This window comes from Pseudoalteromonas sp. NFXS39, assembly GCF_040148775.1.
Lineage (GTDB): Bacteria > Pseudomonadota > Gammaproteobacteria > Enterobacterales > Alteromonadaceae > Pseudoalteromonas > Pseudoalteromonas apostichopi.
The window spans coordinates 90,655-103,952 of record NZ_JAGDEC010000007.1 but is presented as its reverse complement, the minus strand read 5'-3'; the positions used below and the strand labels follow the sequence as shown (position 1 = coordinate 103,952).

15 protein-coding genes are annotated in these 13,298 nt (G+C 39.6%); 12 read left to right on the top strand and 3 right to left on the bottom strand.

Annotation, left to right across the window (positions count from 1 at the left end; genetic code table 11):
* Nucleotides 1–77 precede the first annotated feature (77 nt).
* The 9 genes from J3455_RS14190 (at nt 78) to J3455_RS14150 (ending at nt 9,035) form a co-directional block, all read left to right on the top strand.
* Nucleotides 78–1,157 carry a pilus assembly protein PilM gene (locus tag J3455_RS14190; protein WP_130049798.1) on the top strand — a complete coding sequence of 360 codons (1,080 nt, stop codon included), beginning with the start codon at nt 78–80 and terminating at the stop codon, nt 1,155–1,157.
* The gene (locus J3455_RS14185) at nt 1,145–1,717 is read left to right on the top strand and encodes a PilN domain-containing protein (protein WP_130049797.1); all 573 of its coding nucleotides are present in this window, start codon (nt 1,145–1,147) and stop codon (nt 1,715–1,717) included. Before J3455_RS14190 ends, J3455_RS14185 begins: the two co-directional genes overlap by 13 nt.
* Nucleotides 1,707–2,312: a type IV pilus inner membrane component PilO gene (locus J3455_RS14180; protein ID WP_130049796.1), complete on the top strand. Its 606-nt coding sequence runs from the start codon at nt 1,707–1,709 to the stop codon at nt 2,310–2,312. The genes J3455_RS14185 and J3455_RS14180 overlap by 11 nt, the downstream gene beginning before the upstream one ends.
* Nucleotides 2,309–2,845: a pilus assembly protein PilP gene (locus J3455_RS14175; protein ID WP_130049795.1), complete on the top strand. Its 537-nt coding sequence runs from the start codon at nt 2,309–2,311 to the stop codon at nt 2,843–2,845. The genes J3455_RS14180 and J3455_RS14175 overlap by 4 nt, the downstream gene beginning before the upstream one ends.
* Nucleotides 2,832–4,925: a type IV pilus secretin PilQ gene (locus J3455_RS14170; RefSeq protein WP_286256953.1), complete on the top strand. Its 2,094-nt coding sequence runs from the start codon at nt 2,832–2,834 to the stop codon at nt 4,923–4,925. The genes J3455_RS14175 and J3455_RS14170 overlap by 14 nt, the downstream gene beginning before the upstream one ends.
* Nucleotides 4,926–5,104: 179 nt before the next feature.
* The gene (gene aroK, locus J3455_RS14165; protein ID WP_036973192.1) at nt 5,105–5,623 is read left to right on the top strand and encodes a shikimate kinase AroK; all 519 of its coding nucleotides are present in this window, start codon (nt 5,105–5,107) and stop codon (nt 5,621–5,623) included.
* Nucleotides 5,624–5,650: 27 nt separating this feature from the next.
* Nucleotides 5,651–6,721 (top strand): 3-dehydroquinate synthase, encoded by a 1,071-nt coding sequence (aroB, locus tag J3455_RS14160; protein WP_349561952.1) that lies wholly within the window; start codon nt 5,651–5,653, stop codon nt 6,719–6,721.
* Complete coding sequence (locus J3455_RS14155) at nt 6,721–8,139, top strand: AAA family ATPase (RefSeq protein ID WP_130049792.1); 1,419 nt, start codon at nt 6,721–6,723, stop codon at nt 8,137–8,139. The genes aroB and J3455_RS14155 overlap by 1 nt, the downstream gene beginning before the upstream one ends.
* A 53-nt stretch (nt 8,140–8,192) precedes the next feature.
* On the top strand, nt 8,193–9,035 hold the full coding sequence (locus J3455_RS14150; RefSeq protein WP_130049791.1) for a Dam family site-specific DNA-(adenine-N6)-methyltransferase: 843 nt from the start codon (nt 8,193–8,195) through the stop codon (nt 9,033–9,035).
* Here the strand turns inward: J3455_RS14150 and J3455_RS14145 are convergent.
* Nucleotides 9,007–9,192, bottom strand: a complete 186-nt coding sequence (locus J3455_RS14145) for a DUF2970 domain-containing protein (protein WP_130049790.1) — start codon at nt 9,190–9,192, stop codon at nt 9,007–9,009. The genes J3455_RS14150 and J3455_RS14145 overlap by 29 nt on opposite strands.
* A 5-nt stretch (nt 9,193–9,197) precedes the next feature.
* Complete coding sequence (locus J3455_RS14140) at nt 9,198–9,494, bottom strand: hypothetical protein (RefSeq protein WP_130049789.1); 297 nt, start codon at nt 9,492–9,494, stop codon at nt 9,198–9,200.
* A 333-nt stretch (nt 9,495–9,827) separates the two neighbouring features.
* Between J3455_RS14140 and rpe the strand changes: the two genes are divergently transcribed.
* The 3 genes from rpe to trpS are packed head-to-tail and all read left to right on the top strand — an operon-like array spanning nt 9,828 to nt 12,231.
* The gene (gene rpe / locus J3455_RS14135) at nt 9,828–10,514 is read left to right on the top strand and encodes a ribulose-phosphate 3-epimerase (protein WP_167658718.1); all 687 of its coding nucleotides are present in this window, start codon (nt 9,828–9,830) and stop codon (nt 10,512–10,514) included.
* Complete coding sequence (locus J3455_RS14130) at nt 10,511–11,176, top strand: phosphoglycolate phosphatase (protein ID WP_130049787.1); 666 nt, start codon at nt 10,511–10,513, stop codon at nt 11,174–11,176. The genes rpe and J3455_RS14130 overlap by 4 nt, the downstream gene beginning before the upstream one ends.
* A gap of 50 nt (nt 11,177–11,226) precedes the next feature.
* Nucleotides 11,227–12,231, top strand: a complete 1,005-nt coding sequence (gene trpS / locus J3455_RS14125; RefSeq protein WP_130049786.1) for a tryptophan--tRNA ligase — start codon at nt 11,227–11,229, stop codon at nt 12,229–12,231.
* A gap of 127 nt (nt 12,232–12,358) precedes the next feature.
* Here trpS and J3455_RS14120 read toward each other — a convergent pair whose 3' ends face one another.
* Nucleotides 12,359–13,252: a TraB/GumN family protein gene (locus tag J3455_RS14120; RefSeq protein WP_250661611.1), complete on the bottom strand. Its 894-nt coding sequence runs from the start codon at nt 13,250–13,252 to the stop codon at nt 12,359–12,361.
* Between the last annotated feature and the right edge of the window lie 46 nt (nt 13,253–13,298).

Below are 13,298 nucleotides of genomic sequence, written 5' to 3'. Positions count from 1 at the left end.
GATTAAAAAATGAATAATATTTTTTCAGATAAAAATTATAACTTGTTTATTATTAAAACAAAGGCAAAGTTGCAAACATGCTAAGTCAGCTATTTAAAAAGCCTTCATCTATGATGGTAGGAATTGACATCGGATCGCACTGTATAAAAGCAGTGTTGCTGCAAGAAACAGACGCAGGTATGCGGCTTGAAGCGTTAGCTATTGAACCTATGCCAAAAGGCGCTATGTCTGAGCGTTCTATTCAAGACATAGAAGCGATAGGCAATGTTATCGCTAAATTAAAAAGAAAAATTCCTAAATCAGTTCAAGCTGCAGCAGTCGCTGTTTCTGGTCAAACTGTAATAACGAAAGTGATTTTTATGGATGTATCATTAACAGATGCTGAATTAGAGTCACAAATTGCCATTGAAGCTGATAGCTTAATTCCATATCCACTTGATGAAGTAAATATCGATTTCGAAAAGCTGGCAATCAACGAAGCAGATCCAAGTAAAGTAAATGTTCTTCTTTCTGCAGCTCGTACTGAAAGTGTGCAAGCGCGAGTCGGTGCACTTGAAGCTGCAAACTTAAAGGCTGCGGTTGTTGATGTTGAAAGTTATGCACTAAGTAGAACAATGGATATTTACTACCAACAACTACCTAGTGATGCTTTCAACAAGTGTGTTGCCGTGGTTGATATTGGTGCTGTATTGATGCTTGTCAGCGTAGTACAGGAAGGTGAAACAATTTACACTCGTGACCAAGTTTTCGGTGGCGACCAATATACCAATAGTATTGTTGCTTATTACAACAAGAGCTTTGATGAAGCTGAAATAGGTAAAACAACAGGTGACTTACCACCAAATTACACGTTTGAAGTTCTTGCGCCATTCCAGACATCGTTATTGCAACAAGTAAGGCGTGCAGTACAAATGTTCTTAACTACCAGTGGTAAAGATCAAGTCGATTACATTGTGCTGACTGGCGGAACCGCCATGATTGAAGGCTTAGATAGGTTGCTAATTGAAGAGTTAGGAATCCACACCATTGTTGCTGAACCATTTGCAAATCTTGAAATTTCGCCGAAGGTTGACCGTAATATGTTACAGCGTCATCGCACTCAGTTTGCGATAGCTACAGGATTGGCTTTAAGGAGCTTTTCATCATGCCACATATAAATCTATTGCCATGGCGCGAACAACAAAGAAAAGATTCCCAGAACAAGTTCATTACAATTTTGTTCGGCGTTGTTGTTGTTAGCTTCTTGAGTATGTATTTATTAAGCTCTTTTTACAGCGGCTTACGTGAAGGGCAGAATGTAAAGAACAACTTCTTAAATACTGAAATAGCATTATTAAACCAACGTATTCGTGAAATTAATGAGCTAGATAAGAAAAAAGAGAACTTACAACAACGTATGCGCTTAATTGAAGAGTTACAAAGTAACCGTAATTTGGGAACACAAATTATGGATGAAGTGGCCAATATAGTCCCTGCCGGTGTTTATTTAACTAAACTAGAGCGACATGATAATCGCATTCATGTTATCGGTCGCAGTGAATCCAATAATCGCTTATCGACTATGTTGCGCCAAGTGCAAGGTTCTTACTTATTAGAACGACCGATTATGCAAGGCATTGTAGCTGGTGAGCAAACGTCGCGATTGTTGAGTGACTTTAATATGGATTTTTATGTTAAGCCTTTTGATCAGATAGGTGAGGCACGTAATGAACCTTGATATCAAAGCGTTAACAGAAATAGATTGGAATGAAATAGAACTTGAAAATATGGGCGATTGGCCCATAGCAGTGAAAGCGCTATGTTGTGCGTTTGTGGCTGCAATTGTTTTGTATTTTAGCTATAGCTTATTAGTTTCAGATGAAATTGCTAGCTACCACAGTGCAGTAGCTAAAGAAACTGAACTGCGCCAAACATACAAAGCAAAATATGCGATTGCGAGTAACTTGGAAATATATCGTCAACAAATGGTTGAAATGGAAGATAAGTTTTCGCAGCTCTTAAAACGCTTACCAACCTCCAATGAGACTCCTGGTTTACTAGATGATTTATCTTATGTTGGTACAACTAGTGGCTTAACTTTTTTGAAAATTGGCTGGTTACCAGAAATTGAAAAAGAGTTTTATACAGAACTACCAATTAAAATAGAAGTGGTAGGAACGTATCATGAATTTGGTGAGTTTGTTGGTAAAGTTGCTCAGTTACCGCGTATTGTTAGTTTACATGACTTTACGATTCAAACACTCGGTAATGGCGAACTAACTTTTAGTGTTGTTGCAAAGACTTATCGTTATGAAGGGGGGACTAAAAAATGAAGAAGCTTCCCTTAGTTATTGCAATGGCTATTGTGCTTACTGCTTGTAATGATGATACTTCTGAACAAAAAGAGTTTATTGATCAAGTAAAAGCGAGTACGACGCCTAAAGTTGAACCGATACCTGAAATCACAAAATTTGAGCATTTTGAATATAGTGCTGGTAAGTTACGCAGCCCGTTTGTGGCACCTAAGCCAGAAATAATCCAAAACAATTTAGTACAAGTTAAAAATTGCTTACATCCAGACCCTAATAGGGTTCGTCAACCACTTGAGAAATACCCATTGGATAATTTAGTTATGCAAGGGACTATCGGTCGTGCTGACAATACTTGGGCACTGATCAAAGCGACTGATGACACGCTTTATCGAGTGACAGTGGGTAATTATATTGGCTTGTATCACGGTGAAATAAAACAAGTGCACGACAATTATATTGAATTATTAGAATTAATCCCAGATGGGGCTGGTTGCTGGAAAGAGCGCCTGACCAAGCTAGAAATGTCAGAGGCAAGTACAAATGGTGCAGGTTAATCATATGAAAGGTGAAAAGAAAATGCATAAAGGAATGGCTTGGTTAAAGCACATAAATAAATGCGTGTTAGCTGCGTTAGCCTTAATTGTGGCTCAGGCGGCAATCGCTGCCCCTTTATTGTACGACGTTCGTTATAATCCATTAATGCAAGGCGAAACACAATTACAACTTGTGTTTGATGAAGCTCTTACGTTTGAACCTAAAATCCAGGTATATAACTCGCCAGCTCGTATCGAAATGCTTTTTAGTAATGTAGGTGTAGATAATGAAGTACGTGATGTACCAGTTAATCAAGCAGGTATTCAGCATGTAACCAGCACTATGACTGAAGATGGTTTAAAAGTAGTTGTTAGCTTAGATAAACTAAAAATTTATAAAACAACAGCGAAAGACAACATTGTTACTTTGCATGTTTCAGACAATCCGATTACAACAGATGACTCAAAGGATGGATTAACCGCTTCTAAGAACTATATTAACACAGTACAGTCGATTGATTTTCGTCGTGGTGAAAAAGGTGAAGCGCGTCTCTTAGTCTTTTTACAAAATACGCAAGCGGCAATTAATGTGTATGAAAGCGGTGGCAAAATCATTGCGGAGTTTCACCACACAGATATTTTAGACGATTTATTATATCAATTAGATGTGATTGATTTTGGGACGGTTGTAAGCAACATTGAAACCTTCAAAGAAGGCAACATAACACGCATTGAGGTTGAACCAAATGCGGCATTTAAGTTTACACACCAACAAATTGAAAACATCTTTACCCTTACAGTTGAAAAAGACGATACTCAGCGCGCATACCTTGATGGTGGAATTGAATATCAAGGCCGCCCTATGAGTCTTAATTTTCAAGATATTCCTATTCGTTCTGTATTACAGATTATTGCTGGTTATAACGAATTTAACCTTGTCACAAGTGACTCTGTAACAGGCAATATCACTTTACGTTTAAGCGGGGTTCCTTGGGATCAGGCACTTGATGTGGTGCTGAAGATTAAAGGCTTAGATAAGCGTATGGATGGCACTATCTTGATGGTGGCTCCTGCAGAGGAGTTAGCCGCTCGTGAAGCAAAGGAGCTTCAAGCTAAGCAGCAAGTTGAAGACTTGGAGCCGCTTTACAGTGAATATATTCGCCTTAACTATGCAAAAGCTGAAGAATTTGCTGATCTTTTAAAAACAGACACCAATAGCATAATCTCTTCACGAGGCAGTGTTTCTGTTGATAAACGTACCAATACTTTACTCATCAAAGATACAGCCAAAAGCATCGAAAGCGTGCGCCGTATGGTGGAAACCTTAGATATTCCTGTTAAACAAGTGGTAATTGAATCACGTATGGTGACAGTGAATGATAATGTCCAAGAAGACTTAGGTGTTCGTTGGGGGATCAGCGATGTAGGTAGTGATGGCGCTATTTCTGGCACATTAGATGGTGCCGGTGGTATGTTTGGTGCTGGCTCTTACGATAATATTCCAAGTATTTCTGACCGCTTAAATGTTAACTTACCTGTTTCAAGTCCTGCCGGTAGCATTGGTGTACAAATAGCTAAGTTAGCCAACGGTACAATATTAGATTTAGAGCTAAGTGCTCTTGAAGAAGAAAACCGTGGTGAGATTATCGCAAGTCCACGTATTACTACGGCGAACCAACAAAAAGCTCGCATTGAGCAAGGTACAGAGATCCCGTACGTTGAAGCAGCATCAAGTGGTGCAACTACGGTAACTTTCAAAAAAGCGGTGTTGAGCTTAGAAGTAACGCCACATATCACGCCTGACAATAAGGTCATTTTGGACCTAGTTATTACACAAGATACCCGCGGTGATACAGTGCAAACACCAACAGGTTCTGCTGTGGCAATTAATACCCAAGAGATCCAAACGCAGGTATTAGTAGAAAATGGCCAAACTGTGGTGCTTGGTGGTATCTTCCAACAGCAAATCGTTAACTCAACTAAGAAAGTACCTCTGTTAGGTGATATTCCATACCTTGGTGCGTTGTTTAAAAGTACGAGTGAATTTAACGAGAAAAAAGAGCTGTTAATCTTTGTAACACCAAAAATCCAAATTGAATAAGTGATTTTTTCTTAAGCAACGAGCAATTAGCATGTTTAATTGCTCGTTATCTGGCTTTTTATGCTAATTGACTTGAAATACCCAAGCAATTACTGAGATAATCCCCTCCTTAATTTTGGGGCCAGGTCGTTAGGCGGGGTTTTATTTCAAATTTTAGAGTTCGTTTGTACTAAAAAGATATGGCTGAGAAACGTAATATATTTCTAGTGGGCCCTATGGGGGCTGGCAAAAGCACAATTGGTCGTCACATTGCTGATCAATTACACCTTGAATTTTTCGATTCAGATCAAGAGATCGAGCGTCGCACTGGAGCAGATATTGCTTGGGTGTTCGATCTTGAGGGTGAAGAGGGCTTTCGACTTCGTGAAGAAACTGTAATTTCAGACCTAACAGAGATGCAAGGTATTGTGCTTGCTACTGGTGGTGGTTCTGTGATCAGTAAAGAAGTGCGTAACAAGCTATCTGCTCGCGGTATCGTTGTATACCTAGAGACACCAATCGAAAAGCAAGTTGCACGCACGCAGCGCGACAAGCGTCGCCCATTATTGCAAACAGAAGAAGCACCGCGTGATGTATTAGAACGCTTAGCTGAAGAACGCGAACCGTTATACAAAGAAGTTGCTGATTTTGTTGTCCGCACTGATGAGCAAAGCGCGAAAGTTGTTGCTAATCAAATCATCGAGAAATTAGATTTTTAAAAACCAATAATAAAAAGGGAACTAGCTATGCTTGAATTAACAGTTAATTTGGACGAGCGAAGTTATCCTATTTATATTGGTCAATCTGCTCTTAAAGAGAGTGGTCGGCTACGCGAGCACATCGGCGATTGTCGACCTATCATTATCACCAACGACACCATTGCACCTTTATATCTTGATGATGTAATGACGTCGTTGGCTGATCTTAACCCGTTATCTTTTACCATCCCAGATGGCGAACAATACAAATCACTTGAGTGGTTTGAAAAGATTTCGGCGTTCTTACTTGAACATAACTGTGGTCGCGATACTTGCCTTATTGCCTTAGGTGGTGGTGTTGTTGGCGACTTAACCGGCTTTGTTGCTGCATGTTATCAACGTGGTGTGCCTTTTATTCAGGTGCCAACTACTTTGCTTTCGCAAGTTGATTCGTCTGTAGGTGGTAAAACGGCAGTAAATCATCCTCTTGGTAAAAACATGATTGGCGCGTTTTACCAACCACAAGCTGTATTTATCGATACTCAATCGCTGCATACTTTGCCTGAGCGTGAATTTGCTGCAGGTATGGCTGAGGTTATTAAGTACGGCCTCATTTACGACACTGAATTATTTGCTTACCTAGAGCAAAATATTAACAACCTTAAATCACTTGACGAGCAAACTTTGCAGCATGTGATTTACCGTTGTTGTGAAATTAAAGCTTTGATTGTTGCACAAGATGAAAAAGAAGCTGGCTTACGTGCACTGCTAAACTTAGGACACACCTTTGGGCACGCGATTGAAGCACAAATGGGTTATGGCAATTGGTTACACGGCGAAGCCGTTGCGGCAGGTATGGTGCTCGCAGCTCGTTTAGCGCAAACCCGTGGTGATTTAACTGCTATTGAAGTTGAACGCATTGTTAAATTGATTGCTGAGTATGATTTACCTGTTGATATTCCAAGAGATATGACTGGTGAGCAATTTTTAACACATATGCGTAAAGATAAGAAAAATAAGAAAGGTACTATTCGCTTTATTCTTCCAACCCAATTTGGTCAATGTGCGCTGGTAAGTGATGTTACTGATCAGCAGGTTTGTGATTTAATAGCGCGCTAATGCAATCACAAATATTGCCTAGCCGTGCTGCGCTAGTTGATCGAATCGCTCTGCAGTTTGAATATGGGCAAAACCTAATTTGCTTACTTGGTCCATCGGGGCTAGGCAAAAGTTATTTACTAGAAACCTTTATTACAGATAAATACCTCGACTTTAACAAGGCGTTTGTTCAATTGTCGGGAAAAATGACCGACCAGCAGTTTATGACCGAACTGCTTGAACAAAGCTTTAGTAACCCACTGATAGACCACTCTTTGAGTTTGTCTGAAAACTTCTATCAACTTTATAAACAACAGCCTTGTGGTGATTGCTTATGGGTGATTGATGGAGGGCGTCATTTATCTGAAGAGTTAATCCAGCAACTAGAAATTTTAGCAAAGCAAAGCCCGAGCACACTATACATTTTAATAGCATCCCAGTCGGTAGGGCAATTTAGTCAAGCTGTTGAAATTCATCTAGAAGCGCTGAATTTGAGCGAAAGCAAACAGCTTATGCGTTGGTTTTTCGATAACCTGCCGGTTGAAGAAGATCCTGTTTTTCGCACCTTTTTACAAGAGGCTCATGGTAATCCAGCTTTATTACTTGCATGGCAGCCTGAGCAACAAAGCGCAGACATTCGAGTACCAGAAAAAAGCTACAAATTGCTTTATATAATTTTGTTGTTACTCACAACAATGTTGTTAATTATTGGCTTTTTGTATAAAGCGGATATGACCGAGTGGTGGAAAGCGCATTATCAGCAAGATACAGTGAGCGCTGTGGCAACAGCGCTGCCCGCAGAGACGATAGTCAATAGGCAAGTAGAAAGTGACGAGCGAGTATCAGAACAAGCGTTAGATAAGCTAACAAAACCAGAGCAAGCCATTACTGAACATGCTGTAAATACCACCCCAGTTGCTCAACCGCCAGTAGAAACTTCAGAAAAAGAAAGTCATGAGAACGAAATCCATGACAATAATGTTGCTGCGATTGTCGATAGCCTTTTTCCTGCTGAGCAACAACATGCAGCACAAGATAGCGAGCAGCAAAGCACAGAGGAAATAGCGACAGCGATAAATACTAATACTAAGCCGGTAGTAGCTGCGCTCGAGCAAACTACTGAATCTGAGCTAACGCTTGAAGGTAATGCTTGGTATTTGACTCAGCCAGACGATCATTATGTCATCCAATTACTTGCGGTTACTAAACCAGAGATTAGCGATAAATTTATTAGTGAAAATGATTTGCTAGGGCAGGTTAATACATACCGAAGTCTACGCAGTGGTAAGCCTTGGTGGATTGTAACTTATGGCAGTTATGCCACACTGAATGAAGCTAAGAAAGGTGTAACAACACTTTCTGATAATGTGCGTAAAAATCAGCCATTTTATAAAAAAATAAGTAAAATTAAACAAGAAATCGCTTCACTTAATCAGTAAATTAAAACTGATTAGTGTAAAATCGCGCAACACAGAATTGAAGTTAAGAGCAGATGCAGCAAAAGACCAGAGCCTTCCTTAAATGGGCAGGTGGAAAATACAGCCTAGTTGAAGATATTCGTACCCGCTTGAAGCAAGCGAGTATGGATGCTGACACCTTAGTTGAACCTTTCGTTGGTGCTGGCTCTGTATTCCTTAATACGGACTTTAAGCATTATATTTTAAACGATATCAATGCGGATCTGATCAACCTTTACACTGAGCTAAAGCGAACACCTGATGAATTTATTAGCGATGCAAAGAAGTTGTTTGTAGAGCTTAATAACCACCCTGAAGCCTATTATGAGTATCGTGTTCAGTTTAATCAAAGCAGTGATGTGTATGAGCGTGCAATTTTATTTTTATACATGAATCGCCATGGCTATAACGGTTTGTGTCGCTACAACCTTAAAGGTATTTTTAATGTCCCTTTTGGTAAATATAAGCGCCCTTATTTTCCTGAAAAAGAAATGCACTTTTTTGCTGAAAAAGCGCAGCAAGCAACCTTTACTTGTTTAGGTTATGACGAGGTATTTAAGCTTATTCCTAATAATGCAGTTGTGTATTGCGATCCACCATATGTGCCTTTGAGTAAAACTGCATCATTTACTTCTTACGCTAAAGGTGGCTTCAATTTAGATGATCAGGCTAACTTGGCTAATTTGGCTGAGCAAACTGCATTCGAAAATAACACACCAGTGCTCATATCTAATCACGATACAGTATGGACTCGTAAAATCTATAGCCAAGCTTCACTTGATGAAATTCAGGTGAAGCGAACTATTAGTCCGAAGGGCGGTTCACGTAATAAAGTGAATGAGTTAATGGCTATGTATTTAGCACCAAAGAAACGGTGAAATAAATCGCTGCTACAAACAGGCTAAATAAGATGAGCGCGATGATGATGATAGTACTGAGTGAATGCTCTTTGAAGTCAGCTTGACGTTTGTCTTCTGATTGCACACCAAAAAATGCCGCGAAGACACTTTGCAATGCACTAATGAATTTGTTCATGCGATTTAGAACTTAGAACCTAAACTGCTAACTTTCTTTGACTCTTCACTACTTGTTAATAACTCAAGTAAATCAAGATAATGAAATTGAGCGCTGCGGCTATCACCAGTTAACCAAGAAAACCATCCTGTTTCTTGTTCTGCTTTCATACATTGAGCAGATGATGACGATGCGCTTAGTGTATTGCATGAGCAACTAGACGCCGCTGCTAAAAAGTCGTCTTCATCGGCAGATGAAAAAGATACAAACGTAGCAACCGTAAGTGCGGACGCGATTAAGATCCCTATTTTAAAAGCACGCATGAGAATAACCCTTGTTTGTGTTATTTAGACAAGCATACATAATAATTGCTCAAATAACAAACTTAATTAAGGCTGAATTAAATAAAAATATAATAAAATTAGTTCTTTAAAGTAAATTTTATGTTTATTTTTTGTTTTATTTGGGGTTGTCAATGCAAGTAGCTGAATAGAGTTATTGTTCAATTTTTGATTAAATTCACTTTAATTCAATAAGCTAAAAGGACTAGCCTTAAGTAATAGCCTCTTAACAGTCAGCTGTGGTGTTTTAATCAGCTGTCGATTGGGTTACATTATGCGCTCTTCTTGCAGTCGCAAATTATGATGGAATCTTTTATGTTGGAAACATTACAAAAGTATTTAATTGCCCCTTCTATTTTATCAGCTGACTTCGCCCGTTTAGGTGAAGATGTTGATCGTGTAATTGCAAGCGGGGCTGACGTTGTACATTTCGATGTAATGGATAACCACTATGTGCCAAACTTAACCTTTGGCCCAATGATTTGTAAAGCACTGCGCGATTACGGTATCACAGCTCCTATTGATGTGCACCTTATGGTGAAGCCTGTCGATCGCTTAATTCCCGATTTTGCTGATGCAGGTGCATCTATTATTAGCTTCCACCCAGAGGCGAGTGAGCATATTGACCGTACTTTACAACTAATAAAGGATAGTGGCTGCCAAGCAGGACTCGTGTTTAATCCAGCTACGAGTCTTAGTTATCTTGAACATGTGCTTGATAAAGTAGATGTGGTGTTATTAATGTCGGTTAACCCAGGTTTTGGCGGGCAAAGTTTTATTCCACATACTCTCGAAAAGCTTCGCCAAGCGCGTAAAATTATTGATGATTCAGGTCGCAATATTCGTTTAGAAGTTGATGGTGGTGTGGGTGTTGATAACATTGCTAAAATAGCAGAAGCAGGAGCTGATATGTTTGTATCTGGTTCTGCGATTTTCAATCAACCAGATTACAAAGCGGTCATTGATGCAATGCGTAGTGAACTTGCAAAGGTTGAGTCATGAAATACGATGCGGCTTTTTTCGATTTAGATGGCACCTTAGTTGATAGTGTTTATGATTTATACATTGCGATGAACCTGACTCTAACTGACCTAGCATTTCCGGTTGTTACACAGAAGCTAGTTGAAAGCTGGGTAGGTAATGGTATAGAAACGCTCGTTAAACGCGGTTTGAGTGGCGATATGCAAGTCAGTGAGCATTTAGATGAAGCTCTTACTGAGCGAGCTATTAATTTGTTTTATCAGCACTATGACCAAGTTGTGGGTGACTATAGTGCGCTTTATCAACATGTAGAAACAGGGCTTGCTGCACTTGCTGGTATTCCTAAAGTGGTGATCACCAATAAAGCACGTCGTTTTACCGAGAAGCTACTTGATAAACTCTCACTGACCAGTCATTTTCAATTGATTGTGTGTGGTGATGATATGGCAAAGAAACCATCACCTGAGGCTTTACAATTTGCTTGTCAGCAACTCGATGTCAGCCCAGCCAAAGCGGTTATGATAGGCGACTCAAAAAGTGATATTTTGGCAGCAAAAGCTGCTAATGTTGACGTTGTCGCGCTCGGTTATGGCTATAACCAAGGTGAAAACCTTGCTGATTTCAATCCAGAGTACCTCTGCGAGAATTTCTTAGATATAATACCCGTTCTTACTCAAAGGTAAGAGCATTTTAAATTCGTCTTTTTAGTTTAGTAAAAATATAAAGGAACATCATGAGTAAACCAGTAGTGTTAAGTGGCATTCAGCCAACCGGTGGTATGACAATAGGCAACTATGTTGGCGCTATTAACCAGTGGCTTAAGCTACAGGAAGACCACGAAAGTTTCTTTATGTTAGTAGATTTGCACGCCATTACGGTTCGCCAAGATCCAGAGCAACTACGCTCGCGCGTACTTGACGGTATTGCGCTATATGCTGCATGCGGTATCGACCCAGAGAAAGCTGCGTTATTCGTACAGTCTCAAGTGCCAGAACATGCACAGCTAAGCTGGGTATTAAACTGTTATGCTCAAATGGGTGAGCTTAATCGTATGACGCAGTTTAAAGATAAATCATCTAAGCATGCTAATAACGTAAACGTGGGATTATTCTCTTACCCTGTACTGCAAGCTGCTGATATTTTGTTATACCAAGCAGATCAAGTACCAGTAGGTGAAGATCAAAAGCAACACCTTGAGTTAACTCGTGATATCGCAACACGTTTTAACAACCTATACGGTGATGTGTTCAAACTGCCTGAGCCGTACATTCCTGAGTTTGGCGCACGTGTAATGAGCTTACAAGATCCGCTTAAGAAAATGTCTAAGTCTGATGAAAATCCAAACGGTTACATTATGTTATTAGATGAGCCGAAGAAGATTGAAAAGAAACTGAAAAAAGCAGTAACCGATTCAGACGAACAAGCACGTATCTACTTTGATCGTGAAGAAAAGCCAGGTGTATCTAACTTACTAACTTTATTATCTGTGGCTACTAAGCGCTCAATTGAAGACTTAGTACCTGAGTACGAAGATAAAATGTATGGTCACCTGAAAAAAGACACAGCAGCAGCTGTTGTTAGTATGATTGAGCCGATCCAGACACGTTTTAAAGAAATTCGCGAAGATCAGTCACTGCTTGATAGTATTATGAAATCAGGTGCTGAAAAGGCGAGTATTCGCGCTGAAAAAACATTAAAAGCAGTATATGACGCTGTTGGTTTTATCCCGCGTCCGTAAGCTATTACTTAAGTCACATATAAAAATACCGCTTTTAAGCGGTATTTTTTATTAAAAGCTAAGCACAATTAAAACAGTAAACAAACAGATAAGTGCTGCGGCGGTTTTGTCGGTTTTTTCCATTTTCTTATTCCTCATCTGTATTCAACTGCTTAATTTCATAACCTTTATTTTTTAACAAGGCTAATAGGCTATCTTCTCCGGCCAAGTGAGCTACGCCAACGACTACCAGCTCTTTTTGCTGATCAGTTAAATAATGCTCAATATGATTAAGCCAATTCAAATTGCGTTGCTTTATGAGTATTTGATAAGTGTGGGGATCATGTTCTTTCAATGGCATGATGATAAGCTCATTCATTGCCCGCATATTGCCGTTTCGCCATGCAGCGAGCATGGCAATATAATCATGCTGATAGCGAGAAATTTGCGTTAACTGTGATTCAATAAAGGCATTTTCGTTTTGGCTGCCTAATTCCTTAAATAGATGTAATTGATAAGCTAAGCTTTCAAGGTAGGCTAATTTTTTGCTATCTTTTTTAGCTAATTTAGTAAGGTAGCTATCGACACCTTCACCCAAAAGCGATTGCTTTTTCAGCTCCAACGACATCATCAACAAACCCACCATAAACGGGCGAAAGCTATCGAATTCGCTGAGTTGCATGTCATAGCGGTTTAGTTGCTTTTCTAATCGTTGCTTCACGTGTGCTGTCAGCTTGCCACTTAAGGTTTCACCCGCTGGGTAGCTGAGAGCTTTGAGCATTGTCAGTTGTGCCGAGCTATTGCTTGGTGCTGGCATATTAGCTTCAAGTACTAAGGTATCTGCCAGATGATAAGCCTGATTAAACTCAGCAGGTAATGGTATCTCTTTCGGAGGCAAAACATGAATTGAGCCAGCAATGTAAATATATTTATCACCTTTACTTACCAGCCAAACAGCACTTTTAGCAATACTAAATTCACATATTAATAAGCCTGATACTGCAATCGATGAGATGAGTAAGTGTCGAGTCAGTGTTTTCATTACTTAAGCCTGTTAATTAGATGAAGCTTGCCCAGTATATTGGACA

What these genes read in the sequence shown, in the direction of transcription:
- J3455_RS14180 (WP_130049796.1), top strand. Translation starts at nt 1,707, where the DNA reads ATGAACCTTGATATCAAAGCGTTAACAGAAATAGATTGGAATGAAATA.
- J3455_RS14175 (WP_130049795.1), top strand. Translation starts at nt 2,309, where the DNA reads ATGAAGAAGCTTCCCTTAGTTATTGCAATGGCTATTGTGCTTACTGCT.
- J3455_RS14145 (WP_130049790.1), bottom strand. Translation starts at nt 9,192, where the DNA reads ATGAACAAATTCATTAGTGCATTGCAAAGTGTCTTCGCGGCATTTTTT.
- trpS (WP_130049786.1), top strand. Translation starts at nt 11,227, where the DNA reads ATGAGTAAACCAGTAGTGTTAAGTGGCATTCAGCCAACCGGTGGTATG.
- J3455_RS14190 (WP_130049798.1), top strand. Translation starts at nt 78, where the DNA reads ATGCTAAGTCAGCTATTTAAAAAGCCTTCATCTATGATGGTAGGAATT.
- J3455_RS14140 (WP_130049789.1), bottom strand. Translation starts at nt 9,494, where the DNA reads ATGCGTGCTTTTAAAATAGGGATCTTAATCGCGTCCGCACTTACGGTT.
- J3455_RS14150 (WP_130049791.1), top strand. Translation starts at nt 8,193, where the DNA reads ATGCAGCAAAAGACCAGAGCCTTCCTTAAATGGGCAGGTGGAAAATAC.
- aroK (WP_036973192.1), top strand. Translation starts at nt 5,105, where the DNA reads ATGGCTGAGAAACGTAATATATTTCTAGTGGGCCCTATGGGGGCTGGC.
- J3455_RS14130 (WP_130049787.1), top strand. Translation starts at nt 10,511, where the DNA reads ATGAAATACGATGCGGCTTTTTTCGATTTAGATGGCACCTTAGTTGAT.
- aroB (WP_349561952.1), top strand. Translation starts at nt 5,651, where the DNA reads ATGCTTGAATTAACAGTTAATTTGGACGAGCGAAGTTATCCTATTTAT.
- J3455_RS14170 (WP_286256953.1), top strand. Translation starts at nt 2,832, where the DNA reads ATGGTGCAGGTTAATCATATGAAAGGTGAAAAGAAAATGCATAAAGGA.
- J3455_RS14185 (WP_130049797.1), top strand. Translation starts at nt 1,145, where the DNA reads ATGCCACATATAAATCTATTGCCATGGCGCGAACAACAAAGAAAAGAT.
- rpe (WP_167658718.1), top strand. Translation starts at nt 9,828, where the DNA reads ATGTTGGAAACATTACAAAAGTATTTAATTGCCCCTTCTATTTTATCA.
- J3455_RS14120 (WP_250661611.1), bottom strand. Translation starts at nt 13,252, where the DNA reads ATGAAAACACTGACTCGACACTTACTCATCTCATCGATTGCAGTATCA.
- J3455_RS14155 (WP_130049792.1), top strand. Translation starts at nt 6,721, where the DNA reads ATGCAATCACAAATATTGCCTAGCCGTGCTGCGCTAGTTGATCGAATC.